Here is a 15,763-nt window from a genome sequence, read left to right as displayed (position 1 = left end):
GCTCCAGAAACGAATTGAACATAAGGGAAACGACATGTTGCGTGTGATTACCGCCAACCTGAACGGCATCCGCTCAGCGGCAAAGAAGGGTTTTTTTGACTGGTTCGGCGACCAGAAAGCCGACGTGGTGTGCGTGCAGGAAATCAAATGCTCGCAAGACGATCTGACGCCGGAGTTTATGTCGCCGCACGGTTTCACCGGCTATTTCCAGCACGCGGTGAAGAAGGGGTATAGCGGCGCGGGCGTGTACACGCGCCATGAGCCGGACGAAGTGGTGATCGGATTCGGCAGCGAGGAATTCGATCCGGAAGGGCGCTATGTCGAATTGCGCTTCGGCAAACTGTCGGTGATTTCGGTGTACGTGCCGTCGGGATCGAGCGGTGAAGATCGCCAGCAGGCCAAGTTCCGTTTCATGGACGAGTTCATGCCGCACCTCGCGGAACTCGCCAAGGAACGGGAAGTGATCGTGTGTGGCGACGTGAACATCGTCCACAAAGAGATCGACATCAAGAACTGGAAGAGCAACCAGAAGAACTCAGGCTGCCTGCCGGAAGAGCGCGAGTGGCTCACCAAGCTGTTTGACGAAGTGGGTTACGTGGACGTATTCCGCACGCTCGATCAGCGGCCCGAGCAATATACGTGGTGGAGCAATCGCGGTCAGGCGTACGCGAAGAACGTAGGGTGGCGCATCGACTATCAGATCGCGACGCAGGGCATCGCCGGCAAGGCGAAACGCACCGACGTGTTCCGCGATATCAAGTTCAGCGACCATGCGCCGCTGACGGTCGACTACGATCACAAGGTCAAGAAGTAGGCACTGTGCAAGCCGCAAGCGCCGCGGCTTGCGCGCCTCACTCGCTGACCGGTTTGCGGCGCGGGCGCCCCATGCCGGCATAGTCCGGCAGCGCATCGACGGTCTTGCCGATCGCCTTTGCATAGAGCGGCAACATATCCGGCAAACGCTTGATGATGTCCTGACGCCGCGCCGGTGTGTACGGGTGCACGTAGATATAGCCCTGATCGCGATTGCTGCGCGTCGCGGTGGCCAGCTTGTCCCACAGCGTAACCGCCGCGCGCGGATCGAAGCCGGCGCGTGACGCGATATCGCTGCCGATCACGTCGGCCTCGGTTTCGTCGGTGCCCTCGTACTTCATCTCCAGCAAGCGCGAACCGATGCCGAGCGGCGCTGCGCCCAGATCGGCGAGCCCGAAGAGCTGCGGGATCGTGCCGGACGAGTCGAGCTGGCTCGACTGCAGTTCGCCAAGCCGCTCACGTGCGTGTTCGCGCAGTGCGTGTGCGATCTCGTGACCGATCAGCATGCCGAGTTCGTTGTCGTTCAGACGCGTGCGGTCGAGCAGGCCGCTATACACCACGATCTTGCCGCCCGGCAGGCAGTACATGCGGATATCGGGTGAGCGCACCACCGCTACGTCCCACTTCCATCCCTTGGCCCGCTCGTTCCACTTCAGCGAGTAGGGAATCATCTTGTCGACGATCGACCGGACCCGCGTGACATGGGCGTCGGTGTCGCTGTACAGGCGGTTTGCGTGCTCCGCGCCGTACGTGATCTGGCTGAACTCCTCGGCCGCTTGCGCCTCGAGCATCGGCGACGGGATCAGGTTGCGAAACACGAGGTAGCCGCCGTAGCGCAACTGCGTGTTCGGCGCAGTGTAAGTCGGCGGCGTGGGAGTGTTGGCGCTTGCGGCGGGCGTTGAGGTCGCGGGAGGCGCTTTTGCAGCCGCAGCCGGGCTCGAGGTGGGGGCTGGCGTTTTGGCCGTTACCGGTGCCGGTGGCGGCTGCGTTGAAGTGGGTGGCGTGGCGGCTGCAGGTGCGCTGCCGGCGTTCGTGGCGCTGGTTGCGCCGGCCGCTGCCGATGTCGCGTTTTCGGGGCTCGCCGCGTTCGGTGCCGATTTTGCCGCCGGTGCCGGCGTCGGCGCTGCTGCCGGAGCCGGTGTGGTGGTGGCCGCCGCTGCTGAACTGGAGCCGGCCGCGGGCATCGCTGTCGCGTAGGCGCTCAACGGCGCCGCCAACGTCAGGCTCGCGCAGCCGAGCGCCAATACCGCGCGCCGCGCCGCGCGTCCGGCCTTAAGCGAAGACATCCCGAAGGCATCCGAAACCGGGCGCACCCCGCGCTTTGACTGGCGCATCGTCACGACCGGGTTCTCCAGGGTGCGATCCGCAGCAGAAGCAGCATGCCGGGCAGTCCGAGCGCGGTACACACGATGAAATAGTCGAACCAGCCGATCTTTGCGACCACATAGCCGCTTGCCGCCGATGCCAACGTGCGCGGCACCGAAGCCAGGCTCGTGAAGAGCGCGAACTGCGTGGCGGTGTACCGCGGATCGGTGGTGCTGGCAATGTAAGCAGTGAAGGCCGCCATCGTCAGACCGGTTGCAAAGGTTTCGAGACCATAGACCAGCGCCAGCGCGACCGAGCGCGGATCGAGCTGCACGGTCCAGTCCACGCCGAACAGCGCGAGCAGCTTCGAAGTGCCCTGGCTCAGCCAGACGGCGATGTCGTAAATCACGGTCAAACCCGGCGATGCCGGGCCGAGATGCGCAAGCCATGCAAAGCCGAGCGTCGACACCATCTGCAGGACGCCGAAGATCCAGAGCCCGCGGCCAATGCCGACCTTCATCAGCCAGATCCCGCCGACGATCCCGCCCGCCAGGCTCGCGCCGAACGCGGTGGTCTTGGCGATCACGCCGATCTGCGTGCGCGAAAAACCGATGTCGAGAAAGAACGACGTGGACAGCGTAGTCGCCATCGTGTCGCCGAGCTTGTAAAGGAAGATGAAGCCGAGCACGAATAGCGCGCCGCGCCAGCCGTCGCGTTGAATAAATTCACTGAACGGTTGCACGATCGCTTCGCGCAGATTTTTCGGCGGTGTGCCGTGCACCTGGGGTTCGCGTACCACCAGCGTCATGATCATGCCGGGCAGCATGAAGGCGGCGGTAACGATGAAAACGGTGGTCCACGGCAGATGGTCAGACAGAATCAACGCCAGCGAGCCCGGCACCAGTGCGGCGATCTTGTAGGCATTGACATGCACCGCGTTGCCGAGACCCTGCTGCGTGTCGCTCAACAACTCACGCCGGTAGGCGTCGATCACAATGTCCTGGCTCGCACCGAAAAACGCGACCAGCGCCGTCAAAGCCGCTACGGTCCAGATCGAATCCTTCGGCGACACGAAACCGAGCGTGCCAATCGCGCCCGCCACCAGAATCTGCGTGACCAGCATCCAGCCGCGCCGTCTGCCCGGACGCCAGCCCGGAAAACGCGGCACGTAGCGGTCCATCAGCGGCGCCCAGATGAATTTCCAGGTGTAGGGGAACTGAATCAGCGCAAAAAGGCCGATTTCCTTCAGATTGACGCCTTCGGAGCGTAGCCACGCCTGCACCAGATAGACGAGCGTGAACAGCGGCAGTCCCGACGTAAAGCCGAGAAAGACGCAGATCAGCATGCGCGTATTCAGGAACGCGCGCCAGCCGGGATGTTCTTCGTGAGCGGTAAGTGCAGGCGCCTCGTGCGGCGGGTTCGACATGTGGATAAGTGGCGTTAGCTTTTCTTGACGCGATAGACCGCAAGACTACCACGCCAGTTCACGCCCCATCGCACCACCTGGCCTTCGTGCAGCACCACGCGGTCGAGGATCTCGATGCCGACTTCCGGCGCCAGCGCCTCGAAATCCTTGATCGTCAGCACCCGCACGTTCGGCGTGTTGTGCCACTGGAAAGGCAACGACTTCGACACCGGCATGCGCCCTTGCAGCACGGACAGCCGATGCGCCCAGTAGCCGAAATTCGGGAACGAGACGATGCATTCCTTGCCCACCCGCACCGTCTCGTGCAGGATCGCGGCGGTCTGATGAATGGTTTGCAGCGTCTGCGACAGAACCGCGAAATCAAAGCTGCCGTCTTCGAACAGGCGCAGGCCGTCTTCCAGATTCTGCTGGATCACGTTGACGCCGTTCTGCGTCGACGCCAGCACGCCGGCGTCGTTGATTTCGATGCCGTAGCCCTGCACGTCCAGTTCTTCGGTCAGGAGCGACAGCAGCGAGCCGTCGCCGCAACCCAGATCGAGCACGGTGGCGCGCGGTTCAACCCAACGGGCGATCGCGCGGAAGTCCGGGCGCAGCGCCAGGTAATCGAGTGCTCGCTGGTTCATGCGTTCACCTCGTTCGCAATACGTTCGTAATAGGCGCGCATCAGGTTGTGATAGCGCGCGTCGTCGAGCAGGAAGGCGTCGTGGCCGTGCGGCGCGTCGATTTCCGCGTACGTCACCGTGCGCTTATGGTCGAGCAGCGCCTTCACCAGTTCGCGCGAGCGGGCCGGCGCGAAACGCCAGTCGGTCGAGAAACTGGCGATCAGGTATTTCGCCGTGGTATGAGCAACGGCGGCGGTCAGATCGCCGTCGAAGGCCTTGGCCGGATCGAAATAGTCGAGCGCGCGGGTGATCAGCAGGTACGTGTTCGCGTCGAAGTAGTCGGCGAATTTGTCGCCCTGGTAGCGCAGATACGACTCCACCTCGAATTCCACGTCGAAGTTGAAGTTGTACGCGTCCACCGCGCCCTCCGCGCGGCGCAGCGAGCGGCCGAATTTCTCGGCCATGTCGTCGTCCGACAGGTACGTGATGTGACCGATCATGCGCGCGACGCGCAAGCCGCGTTTCGGCTTCACGTTGTGCGCGTAGTAGTTGCCGCCGTGGAAGTCGGGGTCCGAGAGGATCGCCGAGCGTGCTACCTCGTTGAACGCGATGTTCTGCGCGGAGAGCTTCGGTGTGGACGCCACCACGATGCAATGGCCCACGCGCTCCGGATACATCATGCTCCACGCGAGCGCCTGCATGCCGCCGAGGCTGCCGCCCATGACCGCGGCGAAACGCGTGATGCCGAACTCGTCGGCGACGCGCGCCTGCGCGTTCACCCAGTCTTCAACCGTGACGACTGGAAAGGTCGCGCCATACGGATTGCCGGTAGCCGGATCGATGCTCATCGGCCCGGTCGAGCCGAAGCACGAACCCAGATTGTTCACACCGATCACGAAGAACCGGTTGGTGTCGAGCGGCTTGCCCGGCCCGACCATGTTGTCCCACCAACCGATGTCCTTCGGATCGCCGGCGTACACGCCCGCCACGTGGTGCGACGCGTTGAGCGCGTGGCACACCAGCACGGCATTGCTGCGCGCGGCGTTGAGCGTGCCGTAGGTCTCGACCATCAGGTCGTAACCGGCCAGCGAGCTGCCGTTCTGCAGCAGCAGCGGCTCGGTGAAATGCATTTTTTGGGGAGCGACGATACCGATCGATTCCATTCATTCCGCCATTTAACAAATACAGGGCGGCTAGATTGGCGTCGGCGAAGCACGGAGGAGAAACAGTGTGCGCGGCTGACGACCTCTTTAGCCGCATTTATAGTGAACCGCGGGATCGTATGTTCCCGCTGGTTCGCGCGCCCGCAATCGAGTCAGCAAATCGGCGCGTGAGGTGTTCAGGGTGCTGTCGACGGTGGTCTCAGGTGGTTCCGCGAGCCGCAGTCAGGCGCAAAGTATAGCGGAAAATTTCATGCGGCAGCGTCGCGGGCGCTGCCACGCAGCGTTGCCTGCCGCGCGGACTACTGAAGAATCAGCAGCAGTTGCGCGTCGGCGTGTTCGGCCGGCGGCCGCGCAAAACCGCTGCGTACATACCGATGCCAGCGGCCGATGATGTAGCTCAGCAGCAGGCTCGCGCGGATCGCGGGATCGTAGCCGGCGGGCAGCGGGGCGGTATGTACATTTGCGCTCGTGCTTGTGGTTTCACCTGCGCGTGCGTTTGCCTCCGTCTGAGCCAGCCGCAAACACTGCTTCAACGACGCCTCGACTCGCTCCAGCATCTGATTGACCCGCTCGGTTAGCCGTTCGTGCTCGCCGACCAGCGCCTCACAGGTCAGCACGCGCGTCATGCCGGGATTCTTCGCGGGGAAGTTGAGCAGCATCAGCGCGATCGCGCGGGCTTGCAGCACGCCGTTGCTTTCCTTGTCGGCGATCTGGTTGATCAGGCCGAAAATGGTCTGCTCGATGAACTCGATGAGCCCTTCGAACATTTGCGCTTTACTGGCGAAATGGCGGTACAGCGCGGCTTCCGAGACGCCGAGCCGGGCGGCGAGCGCAGCCGTGGTGATCTTTTCGCTTTTCGGCGCCTCCAGCATCGCGGCAAGCGTCTGCAGGATGTGCACGCGGCGCTCGCCCGGCTTCAGGCGCGGCGCGCGCGGGGCGCCCAACGGGGCGGGTTCGTGTTCGGCTACGGCTTCGTCCGGCTTGTCGATCGGCTGCATGGCTGTCGCCCCGTCTGCTATCTCTTCAAACGAACCGAGCGGCTGCCCAGTCGTAGCGATTTTAACGAACGAATGCATCGATCGACATAGTGCGGCCGACCGGTGCCCGGCAGACGCGTCGGCGCACCGTCCGCGTGCGGTTTGCGCGGCAGATGGCCGGTGATCCACACAGTGCGGATGCCGAGCCGCCGGTAGTTCTTCAGATGCGAGCGCGTGTCTTCCACGAGGATCACGTCCTTGAGCGAGACGTGCGCGTCGCGCATCGACTTGCGCAGCATCGAATGGTCGGGTTTGGCGCGCCAGTTGCGGCGATCGCGCATATGCTCGATCGCAATCACCTGCTCGAACAGACGCTCGATGCGCAGCTTGGCCAGCACCGCGCGCGCATAGGCCTCGGGCGCGTTGGTCAGCACGATCTTGCGGCCGGGCAGCGAGGCGACGAGGCGCGCGACACCGCGTTCGTGACGGATCATCGAGCCGAGATCGGGAAACGTGTGAACGACTTTCAGAAAGTCGTTCGGGTCGAGCGGATGGTGGCGTGCCAGACCGAGTAGCGTTGCGCCGTAGCGTTGCGTGTAGCCGGTGCGCAGACGGTTGGCTTCGTCGATATCGACTCCCAGCGAGTCGATGATGTACTGCGTCATGCCCTGATTGATCGCCGGGAAGATTGCGTGCGAGGCGTGATGCAACGTGTTGTCGAGATCGAACAGCCAGACCGGACTGCCGCCTGCGATGTGCGGACGACGGCGTCGGGAGGTGGGGGTGCGCATGATGGAGGACGCCGTTCAGGCGTGGGCAGTCGCTTCACGCAGCGAACGCGGACGACGCTTCGCGATGCGGAAGGCGATAAAAGAAGGGAGAGTGTTTTTGCGCCGGAGGGTGGCGCGCGGTGCACCGCTGGGCAGAGCGGTAGCGCAACTGCACGGCCCACATGGCGCGCCGACTGGCGCACCGTGTGGGCCGTGTTTGAGGCAGGAATCAATGCGAGCGGATCATCGTGCCGAACGGCTGTTCGGTGAGAATTTCCAGCAGCACCGAGTGCTCGATGCGGCCGTCGATGATGTGTACCGAGCGTACGCCGCTCTTCGCCGCATCCAGCGCTGACGAAATCTTCGGCAGCATGCCGCCGGAGATCGTGCCATCTGCGAACAGGCCGTCAATTTCGCGTGCCGACAGATCGGTCAGCAGATTGCCTTCCTTATCCATCACGCCCGGAATGTTGGTCATGATCACGAGCTTTTCGGCGTTCAGCACAACCGCCAGTTTGCCCGCAACCAGATCCGCGTTGATGTTGTACGACAGGCCGTCTTCGCCGAAGCCGATCGGCGAGATCACCGGAATGAAGGCGTCGTCCTGCAGCGCTTTCACGACCGCGGGGTTGATCGCCTCGACTTCGCCTACCTGGCCGATATCGACGTACTGGCCCGGATTGTCGCGATCCGGCATCTGCATCTTGCGCGCGTGAATCAGGCCGCCGTCTTTGCCGGTCAGACCGACCGCGTGGCCGCCGAAATGATTGATCAGTGTGACGATGTCCTGCTGCACTTCACCGCCGAGCACCCATTCGACGACTTCCATCGTCTCTTCGTCGGTGACGCGCATGCCCTGGATGAACGTGCCCTGTTTGCCGATTTTCTTCAGCGCCTGGTCGATTTGCGGACCGCCGCCGTGCACGATCACCGGATTAATACCGACCAGTTTCAGCAGAATGACGTCGCGCGCGAAGCCTTGCTTGAGTCGCTCCTCGGTCATGGCGTTGCCGCCGTATTTGATGACCACGGTCTTACCGTGATACTGGCGAATGTAAGGCAGCGCCTCGGCCAGAATTTCAGCCTTCAGGGTGGGCGCGATCTGCGAAAGGTCAGGGATCTCGGACATGGCGGCAGGCTCAGGCACGGAACAGTTAAAACAGGGCGAATTGTACAGGACTGGCGCGCTGCAACAGGGTTTTCGATAGCGGTGCCGGAGACGGGCGGCGCCGACTTTGCGCACTGCGCAATGAGCGGCCCGGAGCGGCGGGGGACAATCAAGCTTACCGCCGTTCAGAACTGCCTGTGAATTGGCCGAACGGCCGACTCACGGCCGCGTGCCAGTCGTGGCATCATTTCCTGATCCAGGCTGAAGCGAGATCATCCGGCCCCTCATGAAACCGTCAGCTTCCCGCTCCGCAAGCAGCGCGTTTTGTCCGCGCTGTGGTCATGCCTTCGATTGCGCCATGCATGGCGTGCCGTTCGACTGCTGGTGCCGTGAGATGCCGCCTCTGCCGGCAGACCGGCTCGATCCGTCTGGCCGCTGTCTGTGTCCTGAATGTCTTGCGGCGGAGATTGCGCGAGCGGTGCAGCCGGGATCGGGTGCCGGGTCACTTTGAACGCGGCGCGGCGCGGTGCTGGCGGCCGCGTTGCCGCTTCGTGCCGATTTATGCTGCGTGATGCCCGGCCGCAAGCGCGCCCAGATCGCGTGCAACCGCTTCCAGCGCCGGATCCCATTGGCCGAACTGCGGCTGCCGGTAGAGCGTCGCGCTCGGATACCACGGACTGTCGGCCCGGTCGAGCAGCCAGACCCAATGCGGATTGACGTCGAGTAGCACCCATGTGCGCTGGCCGAGTGCGCCGCTCAGGTGCGCCACCGACGTGCAAACCGTAATGACGAGGTCGAGCGCGCTGACAAATGCTGCCGTGTCGTCGAAGGAGGTGAATTCGGCGGTGTGATCCAACAGGGGCAGGCCCGCCGCCCGGGCCGCCGCGACATCCGCCCCGGCACCCGGTTGCAGCGAATAGAACGCCACGTCATGCATATCGCCGAAATGTTTTGCATAGCGCTCCCAACCTACCCGTCGGAATGGGTTGCGCTGATGGCCAAGGCTGCCGGTCCACGCCAACCCGACTTTGAGCCTTGTTTCGCCGGCAAGCCTCTGTTGCCACGACGCAAGGGCTGCCGCGTCCGCGCACAAATATGGAATCGCAGCGGGGATCGTCTCTTCGCGCGTGTCGAATATCAAAGGCAGGCTGAGCAACGGGATTTCGTAGTCGAACGGCGGTAAAGATTCGACGCCACCGCCGGCCGAAAAATCGTCCACATGATCGCCGAGGCTGCGCGCGAGCAATGCACCCATCTGCGGAAATGAATTCCAGACGAGACGGCCGCCCTCGCGATGAACACGCTCGGCCAGCAGCGGGATATAGCGGCTGAACTGCAAGACATCGCCCATGCCCTGTTCGCCCCAGACCAGCAGTGTTTTGCCGGCTAGCGGTTCGCCACGCCAGGTCGGCGCCGGCATGACGGGGCGGTTGCCGCCCAATTCCAATGAGCCGTCCCAGCGCGCTTCGTGGGCTTCCCAGCCGTGTGTGTAATCGCCGCGCATGAGTTGCAGCATGCTGAGATTGGAGCGCATGCTCGCGTTGTTGGGTGCTAACGCACAGGCGGTTCTTTCGGCGTGCTCCGCTTCGTCCCAGCGTTGCGCTTCGCGTAGCGCCAGCGCATAGTTGTTATGCGCCAGCGGGCTATCCGGCGCGCATTGGACGGCCTTTGCGCCGGCTTCGAGCGCGCGTGGCAAATTCAAATTGGCGCGGCTTGCCTGAGTGAGATTGGTCCATGCGTCGGCGTGGCTGGGATCGTGATGAACGGCACTTTCCAGCAGGGCGATTTGCTCGTTCAGGTCACTGCCTGTGAACGCGAGGGCGCCAGCGAGATTGTTGCGTAACTGTGGCAATGTCGGATCGATGGTGAGTGCGCGACGATATGGCGCGATTGCCTCGCTATGCCGGTTTGCCATCTGCAGTGCATAGCCGAAACGGAAGTGTGCAAGCGCGCGGCGCGGATCGAGTTGGGCAATAATGGCGGCGAGTTCGATCGCGTCGTCGTGACGATGTTCTGCGAGCAAAGTGATGACGAGTGAATCGATGGACTCGTCGTCAAGCGGATGGCGTTGTGCAGCGGCATCGAACCATCTGGACTCTGCTTCTGCGGCGCCGTTTTGCCGGGCTGCGGCGGCATGTCGCAGGAAAGTCAGGAAAGCTGATGAGACAGGGGTCTCGCTATCAGAGATTGGCAGCATGGTTGAGTTTGGATGGTGCGAGAACCGGTGTTGGGCAACCGGCTCGCGCAACGCTGTCGCAAAATTCCATGTTACCGATGCAAGGTCGTGAGGTAAGTCAGACTAGTCCGAACAGTTAAACTAAAGTCATGCACCGTATAACCAACACCGGCCGCGTCAACCTCGGTCATCTGTTCTGGCTGCGCAGCCTCGCCATCATTGGCCAACTGGTGACGATTGCGTTTGTGCAGGCCTTCTTCGGCGTGCACCTGCCGCTGCCCGCGATGTTGCTCGTGATCGCTCTCGAAGTGATCTTCAACGGACTGACATGGTGGCGGGTCTCACAGCAGCGACCCGAGTCCAATCTCGAACTGTTCGGCCAGATCTGGGTCGATCTCGGCGCGTTGTCGGCGCTGCTGTTTCTCTCCGGTGGCACCACCAATCCATTCGTTTCGCTGTACCTGCCGTCGCTCGCCATTGCTGCCGCCGTGTTGCCATGGCATTTGATGGCGTGGCTCGCCGCGTTCGCCGTGGCCTGCTACGCCGTGCTCGGCTTTGATTCCGTACCGCTCAATCTCGACAACCCGGCGAACCTGTTCGACTACTTTCGCGCCGGCATGTGGGTGAACTTCATGGTCAGCGTTGGGCTGATTGCGTGGTTCGTTGCACGCATGTCACGCGCTCTGCGACTACGTGACGCAGCGCTCGGAGATGCGCAGCAGCGCTTGCTCCACGATGAGCGAGCCGTCGCGCTCGGCGTCCAGGCCGCCACTGTCGCGCACGAAATCGGCACGCCGCTGTCTACAATTGCAATGTTGTCCGAAGAATTGCGCGACGCCGCGCGAACCGACAAGGGGCTCGCACCGTATAGCGCCGATCTGGAACTGCTCGAACAGCAAATGACGCTGTGTACTTCGGCGCTTGCACGGCTGCGCAGCCGTGCGTCGACCGCGACCAACCGGCAAACGGTGAACGAGTGGCTCGAGTCGTTTGGCGAGCAATGGCGCTTGCGTCACCCGCATGTGAAGTTCGAGCGGATCGGCGTGCCGCCTGCGGACGTCAGTCTTGACGATACGGTTGCCGTCAGTCAGATTCTCACGATTCTGCTCGACAACGCCGCGCGTGCGAGCCGCGATCACGTCACGCTATCGTGCGCGCTCACCGCTCGCGGCGACCAGATCGCATTCGAGGTATGCGACGCGGGCCCGGGCATCCCCGCTGCGTTGCGCGGGTCGCTCGGCGCGATGCCGGTTGACAGCACGCAGGGCGGACACGGCGTGGGCCTGTATCTGGCATTTTCAGCGGCGGCACGTCTGAAGGGATCGATCGAGTTGGCCGATGTCAGCGAGATCAAGCCGCGTGGCACGCGCGCAGTGTTGAGACTGCCGCTTGCGGCGCGCAAATTATCAGGTGCGGGCCGTCAAGGCGCTACGCCATCCAACACGGAGAAACAGGCATGAGCGATATGAATTTTCTGGTGATCGACGACGATGAGGTGTTCTCCGGCATCCTCGCCCGCGGTTTGACGCGGCGGGGTTATACGGTGGCCGAAGCGCACAACGCAGATGAGGCGATCAAGTTGGCGAACCAGCAGAAGTTCAGCCAGATCACGGTAGATCTGCATCTGGGCAACGACTCCGGTCTCACGCTCGTCGCGCCGCTGCGAGATTTGCAGCCTGACGCGCGCATGCTGGTGTTGACCGGTTATGCCAGCATCGCCACGGCGGTGCAGGCGGTGAAAGACGGTGCCGATAATTACCTGGCGAAGCCCGCCAACGTGGAGACAATCCTGTCGGCGCTGCAAAGCGAAGCGAGCGCGCTGCAAGCTGAAGAGGCGATTGAGCATCCCACGCCGTTGTCGGTTGCGCGCCTGGAGTGGGAGCATATTCAGCGTGTGCTCGCGGAGCACGGTGGCAATATTTCGGCTACTGCGCGTGCGTTGAACATGCATCGTCGAACGTTGCAGAGGAAGTTGGCGAAGCGGCCGGTCAAGCAGTAAGCGCTGGGGTCTGCTCACCTTTGCGGGCCGGAAAGCAAAACGGGCTGTCTTTCGCAAGACAGCCCGTTTTTTTGCGCCTCACATATGATCGGCTATACGTAAGGCGCGGCTTTAACGCGGCATCAGTGTCGACGCCGGCATCAGCATCAACATAGCAACATCACAGCACGTAGCGCGACAAATCCTCATCTTCCGCGACTTCGTTCAGCGCGCGATCGACATACGCCGCGTCGATCTGCACCGTCTTGCCCGAATGATTGCCTGCTGCGAACGAGACATCTTCGAGCAGTTTTTCGATCACCGTGTACAGACGGCGTGCGCCGATGTTTTCAGTCTTCTCGTTGACCGAGTACGCGATTTCGGCCATACGGCGAATGCCGTCGTCGGCGAATTCGAGATGCACATCTTCGGTGGCGAGCAATGCCTGGTATTGCTTCACGAGGCTTGCGTCGGTCGAAACCAGGATCGATTCGAAATCGCCCACCGACAGCGAATCCAGTTCGACCCGAATCGGGAAGCGGCCTTGCAGTTCAGGAATCAGATCGCTCGGCTTGGACAGATGAAACGCGCCGCTTGCGATGAACAGAATGTGGTCGGTCTTCACCATGCCGTACTTGGTGTTGATCGTGGTGCCTTCGACGAGCGGCAGCAGATCGCGCTGCACGCCCTGACGCGACACTTCGCCACCGCCTGCTTCATTGCGCGACGCGATCTTGTCGATTTCGTCGAGGAACACGATGCCGTTCTGCTCGACGTTCTGCACCGCCTTGGCTTTCACCTCTTCGTCGTTGAGCATCTTGCCGGCTTCTTCGTCGGTGAGGACCTTCAGCGCTTCCTTCACCTTCAGCTTGCGGCGCGTTTTCTTGCCGCCGCCGATGTTCGCGAACATTGAACGGATCTGCTCGGTCATGTCTTCCATGCCCGGCGGCCCCATGATGTCCATGCCGACTTGCGGCTGTTCGACGTCGAGTTCAATTTCCTTGTCGTCGAGCAGCCCTTCGCGCAGGCGCTTGCGGAAGGTCTGGCGCGTGGTGCTGCCTTCGTCGGCGGTATCCGCGGCGCTCGAGCTCGCGCCGAAACCAACCGGGCGCGCGCTTGGCAGCAAGATGTCGAGGATGCGGTCTTCAGCCTGATCTTCAGCCTTGGTCCGCACTTTGCGCATTTCCGTTTCGCGCGTCTGTTTGACCGAGATTTCGATCAGATCGCGCACGATGCTGTCGACGTCGCGGCCCACGTAACCGACTTCGGTGAACTTGGTGGCTTCGATCTTGATGAACGGTGCGTCGGCCAGTTTCGCCAGACGCCGTGCGATTTCGGTTTTACCGACGCCGGTCGGTCCGATCATCAGAATGTTCTTCGGCGTGATTTCCTGACGCAGCGGGTCTTCAACCTGCTGACGACGCCAGCGGTTGCGCAGCGCCACGGCAACTGCTTTCTTCGCGCGGCCTTGGCCGATGATGTGTTTGTCGAGTTCCGAGACGATCTCGGCAGGGGTCATGGTGCTCATCGTGGGTCCTTACTCGATCGTCTCGATAACGCGGTTATGGTTCGTATAGATACACATGTCGCCGGCAATCTCCAGCGACTTTTCCACTATCTCGCGCGGCGACAATTCGGTGTTATCAACGAGCGCCTTCGCGGCGGCTTGCGCGTAAGCGCCGCCCGAACCGATCGCGCAGATGCCGCCTTCCGGATCGAGTACGTCGCCGTTACCGGTAATGACGAGGGTGGTGGTGGCGTCCGCCGCGATCAGCATGGCTTCGAGGCGGCGCAGCATGCGGTCGGTGCGCCAGTCTTTGGCGAGTTCGACGGCGGCGCGGGTCAGATTGCCTTGATGTTTTTCCAGCTTCGCTTCGAAGCGGTCGAGCAGCGAGAAGGCGTCGGCCGTGCCGCCGGCGAAACCGACCATCACCTTGCCGTTATAGATGCGCCGGACTTTCTTCGCACCGCCTTTCATGACGATGTTCCCCAGCGTCACCTGGCCGTCGCCACCAAGCGCGACCTTGTCGCCGCGGCGCACGGAAACGATCGTTGTGCCGTGAAATTGCTCCATATGCGTTCCTCTTTGCAAAACGGGTAGGACACGGCAGCACAAGCTAATGCACCACCGCATGAATCCTGGAAGCGGACGGCGCGCAACGCTCAAACGGTCAACTGGCCGGCGCGCGCTCGTGCAACGCATGTCCGACTTATTTTAGGGCGTGCGCGGTCATATCAAGAGCCGGCAAACGGCATAAGACAAAAACACGGGATTGAGAGCGGGGGACTGTGCGCAGGGGCACACAAAAGAAAAAAGGCGCACAGATCACCGTGCGCCTCTCGACGAAGCAGCTTAAAAGGGCGCGGAGCCGAAGCCGCGCCGTTGGCGTTCAGTCGCCGAACAGCTTCTGGCGCAGTTCGCGGCGTTCCTGCGCTTCGAGCGACAGGGTTGCCGTGGGCCGTGCGAGCAGACGCGGAACACCAATCGGCTCGCCGGTTTCTTCGCACCAGCCGTAATCACCCGAATCGATGCGCGCGATCGATTGCTGAACCTTCTTCAGCAGCTTGCGTTCGCGGTCGCGCGTGCGCAGTTCCAGCGCATGCTCTTCTTCGATCGTTGCACGGTCGGCCGGGTCCGGCACGATTACTGTTTCGCGCAGGTTCTCGGTCGTCTGGCCGGCATTGCGGAGAATGTCCGCCTGCAGCTGTTCGAGCTTGTTCTTGAAGAAAGCGAGCTGATCCTCATTCATGTAATCCTTGTCGCTCATCTTCAGGATTTCGGCTTCAGTCAAGAGTCGTTTCGTCGTCATCTGGCTTGCTTCTTCAATGTGAGGCAAAACTCTTACATAGTGCCCGCACTTTCGTATTGCCCGCAAAGGCGCCACGAGGACGCTGAGCGCTGGGCGGGCACGGACGATGGGCTGTCGGTGACGCCGAAGCGCCTTGCGCCCACGCGCCGGGCGTCGCTACGCCAATGCGGGGCCGAACTCCTCTGGAAACCGTTTCTCAAATGCTCCTGAGGCATTGCTTGCCGGCAGCGAGCATTGTCTGCTGTGCCAGCCGGCATTGTCGGCGTGATTTCCGGATAAGATTTTCCGGCGCCGTTTCAGGCCCGGCGCGGAATACGCGCTGACCGGGCAATTCGTTGTCATTCTCCAGTGGGCACGTATTGTAACTGAATCACAATCCAGCACCGCAACTGGTGAAAATACCCCGGCGGCGCACTGATATCCCGAAAATATAACGCGCGCACGTTCAAAAAGCGATGGTCGTGCACGCTTTAATACAGCAGGGTTTTCACGTGCTTTTCACACAGCCGACATTTCAGCAGGCTTTCGGGGCGCTCCTCCCCGCCGTATTCTGCAGACGATTACCACGGTGCCCGCTGGACACACGCTTCTGATAAGCGCGCTCCAGCATGCCGCGTGCCGCGCCATCTTCCCGG

Annotated in this window: 15 protein-coding genes; 4 read left to right on the top strand and 11 right to left on the bottom strand. The window is 62.1% G+C overall.

Going from position 1 to position 15,763, the window contains the following annotated elements:
* Positions 1 to 34 precede the first annotated feature (34 nt).
* The gene (locus R8871_RS30305) at positions 35 to 814 is read left to right on the top strand and encodes an exodeoxyribonuclease III (protein ID WP_175053765.1); all 780 of its coding nucleotides are present in this window, start codon (positions 35 to 37) and stop codon (positions 812 to 814) included.
* 37 nt (positions 815 to 851) lie between these two features.
* Here the strand turns inward: R8871_RS30305 and R8871_RS30300 are convergent, their stop codons facing one another.
* The 7 genes from R8871_RS30300 to argB all read right to left on the bottom strand — a co-directional run bounded on the left by R8871_RS30300 (position 852) and on the right by argB (position 8,185).
* On the bottom strand, positions 852 to 2,099 hold the full coding sequence (locus R8871_RS30300) for a M48 family metallopeptidase (RefSeq protein WP_175053764.1): 1,248 nt from the start codon (positions 2,097 to 2,099) through the stop codon (positions 852 to 854).
* Positions 2,100 to 2,149: 50 nt separating this feature from the next.
* Positions 2,150 to 3,544: an AmpG family muropeptide MFS transporter gene (locus tag R8871_RS30295; RefSeq protein ID WP_175053763.1), complete on the bottom strand. Its 1,395-nt coding sequence runs from the start codon at positions 3,542 to 3,544 to the stop codon at positions 2,150 to 2,152.
* A 14-nt stretch (positions 3,545 to 3,558) separates the two neighbouring features.
* On the bottom strand, positions 3,559 to 4,167 hold the full coding sequence (gene metW / locus R8871_RS30290) for a methionine biosynthesis protein MetW (protein ID WP_175053762.1): 609 nt from the start codon (positions 4,165 to 4,167) through the stop codon (positions 3,559 to 3,561).
* On the bottom strand, positions 4,164 to 5,309 hold the full coding sequence (metX, locus tag R8871_RS30285; protein ID WP_175053761.1) for a homoserine O-succinyltransferase MetX: 1,146 nt from the start codon (positions 5,307 to 5,309) through the stop codon (positions 4,164 to 4,166). The genes metW and metX overlap by 4 nt, the downstream gene beginning before the upstream one ends.
* A gap of 299 nt (positions 5,310 to 5,608) precedes the next feature.
* Positions 5,609 to 6,307, bottom strand: coding sequence for a nucleoid occlusion factor SlmA (slmA, locus tag R8871_RS30280; protein ID WP_175053760.1), 699 nt, complete (start codon positions 6,305 to 6,307; stop codon positions 5,609 to 5,611).
* Positions 6,308 to 6,324: 17 nt separating this feature from the next.
* Positions 6,325 to 7,077 carry a pyrimidine 5'-nucleotidase gene (locus R8871_RS30275; protein WP_175053759.1) on the bottom strand — a complete coding sequence of 251 codons (753 nt, stop codon included), beginning with the start codon at positions 7,075 to 7,077 and terminating at the stop codon, positions 6,325 to 6,327.
* Between the two features lie 208 nt (positions 7,078 to 7,285).
* Positions 7,286 to 8,185 (bottom strand): acetylglutamate kinase, encoded by a 900-nt coding sequence (argB, locus tag R8871_RS30270; protein WP_063494482.1) that lies wholly within the window; start codon positions 8,183 to 8,185, stop codon positions 7,286 to 7,288.
* Positions 8,186 to 8,450: 265 nt separating this feature from the next.
* Between argB and R8871_RS30265 the strand changes: the two genes are divergently transcribed.
* The gene (locus R8871_RS30265) at positions 8,451 to 8,675 is read left to right on the top strand and encodes a cysteine-rich CWC family protein (protein WP_175053758.1); all 225 of its coding nucleotides are present in this window, start codon (positions 8,451 to 8,453) and stop codon (positions 8,673 to 8,675) included.
* A 48-nt stretch (positions 8,676 to 8,723) separates the two neighbouring features.
* Here the strand turns inward: R8871_RS30265 and R8871_RS30260 are convergent, their stop codons facing one another.
* Complete coding sequence (locus R8871_RS30260) at positions 8,724 to 10,361, bottom strand: tetratricopeptide repeat protein (RefSeq protein WP_175053757.1); 1,638 nt, start codon at positions 10,359 to 10,361, stop codon at positions 8,724 to 8,726.
* A gap of 128 nt (positions 10,362 to 10,489) precedes the next feature.
* Between R8871_RS30260 and R8871_RS30255 the strand changes: the two genes are divergently transcribed.
* On the top strand, positions 10,490 to 11,800 hold the full coding sequence (locus R8871_RS30255) for an ATP-binding protein (protein WP_175053756.1): 1,311 nt from the start codon (positions 10,490 to 10,492) through the stop codon (positions 11,798 to 11,800).
* Positions 11,797 to 12,339: a response regulator transcription factor gene (locus R8871_RS30250; protein WP_028197735.1), complete on the top strand. Its 543-nt coding sequence runs from the start codon at positions 11,797 to 11,799 to the stop codon at positions 12,337 to 12,339. The genes R8871_RS30255 and R8871_RS30250 overlap by 4 nt, the downstream gene beginning before the upstream one ends.
* A 160-nt stretch (positions 12,340 to 12,499) precedes the next feature.
* On the opposite strand, the gene hslU is transcribed toward R8871_RS30250, so the two are convergent.
* The 3 genes from hslU to dksA form a co-directional block, all read right to left on the bottom strand.
* Positions 12,500 to 13,846 (bottom strand): ATP-dependent protease ATPase subunit HslU, encoded by a 1,347-nt coding sequence (gene hslU, locus R8871_RS30245; protein WP_093634648.1) that lies wholly within the window; start codon positions 13,844 to 13,846, stop codon positions 12,500 to 12,502.
* Between the two features lie 9 nt (positions 13,847 to 13,855).
* On the bottom strand, positions 13,856 to 14,392 hold the full coding sequence (gene hslV / locus R8871_RS30240) for an ATP-dependent protease subunit HslV (protein ID WP_028197737.1): 537 nt from the start codon (positions 14,390 to 14,392) through the stop codon (positions 13,856 to 13,858).
* A gap of 316 nt (positions 14,393 to 14,708) precedes the next feature.
* Positions 14,709 to 15,128, bottom strand: a complete 420-nt coding sequence (gene dksA / locus R8871_RS30235) for an RNA polymerase-binding protein DksA (protein WP_054037155.1) — start codon at positions 15,126 to 15,128, stop codon at positions 14,709 to 14,711.
* Positions 15,129 to 15,763: the final 635 nt, after the last annotated feature.

It is taken from the genome of Paraburkholderia sediminicola (genome assembly GCF_902859805.1).
GTDB classification, from domain to species: domain Bacteria; phylum Pseudomonadota; class Gammaproteobacteria; order Burkholderiales; family Burkholderiaceae; genus Paraburkholderia; species Paraburkholderia sediminicola.
Note: the sequence above shows the minus strand (reverse complement) of the source record. Positions and strands in the feature narration are given on the sequence as shown.

Bases quoted from the DNA above. Each gene is read 5' to 3' on its own strand.
- R8871_RS30305 (WP_175053765.1), top strand. From the start codon at position 35: ATGTTGCGTGTGATTACCGCCAACCTGAACGGCATCCGCTCAGCGGCA.
- R8871_RS30300 (WP_175053764.1), bottom strand. From the start codon at position 2,099: ATGTCTTCGCTTAAGGCCGGACGCGCGGCGCGGCGCGCGGTATTGGCG.
- R8871_RS30295 (WP_175053763.1), bottom strand. From the start codon at position 3,544: ATGTCGAACCCGCCGCACGAGGCGCCTGCACTTACCGCTCACGAAGAA.
- metW (WP_175053762.1), bottom strand. From the start codon at position 4,167: ATGAACCAGCGAGCACTCGATTACCTGGCGCTGCGCCCGGACTTCCGC.
- metX (WP_175053761.1), bottom strand. From the start codon at position 5,309: ATGGAATCGATCGGTATCGTCGCTCCCCAAAAAATGCATTTCACCGAG.
- slmA (WP_175053760.1), bottom strand. From the start codon at position 6,307: ATGCAGCCGATCGACAAGCCGGACGAAGCCGTAGCCGAACACGAACCC.
- R8871_RS30275 (WP_175053759.1), bottom strand. From the start codon at position 7,077: ATGCGCACCCCCACCTCCCGACGCCGTCGTCCGCACATCGCAGGCGGC.
- argB (WP_063494482.1), bottom strand. From the start codon at position 8,185: ATGTCCGAGATCCCTGACCTTTCGCAGATCGCGCCCACCCTGAAGGCT.
- R8871_RS30265 (WP_175053758.1), top strand. From the start codon at position 8,451: ATGAAACCGTCAGCTTCCCGCTCCGCAAGCAGCGCGTTTTGTCCGCGC.
- R8871_RS30260 (WP_175053757.1), bottom strand. From the start codon at position 10,361: ATGCTGCCAATCTCTGATAGCGAGACCCCTGTCTCATCAGCTTTCCTG.
- R8871_RS30255 (WP_175053756.1), top strand. From the start codon at position 10,490: ATGCACCGTATAACCAACACCGGCCGCGTCAACCTCGGTCATCTGTTC.
- R8871_RS30250 (WP_028197735.1), top strand. From the start codon at position 11,797: ATGAGCGATATGAATTTTCTGGTGATCGACGACGATGAGGTGTTCTCC.
- hslU (WP_093634648.1), bottom strand. From the start codon at position 13,846: ATGAGCACCATGACCCCTGCCGAGATCGTCTCGGAACTCGACAAACAC.
- hslV (WP_028197737.1), bottom strand. From the start codon at position 14,392: ATGGAGCAATTTCACGGCACAACGATCGTTTCCGTGCGCCGCGGCGAC.
- dksA (WP_054037155.1), bottom strand. From the start codon at position 15,128: ATGACGACGAAACGACTCTTGACTGAAGCCGAAATCCTGAAGATGAGC.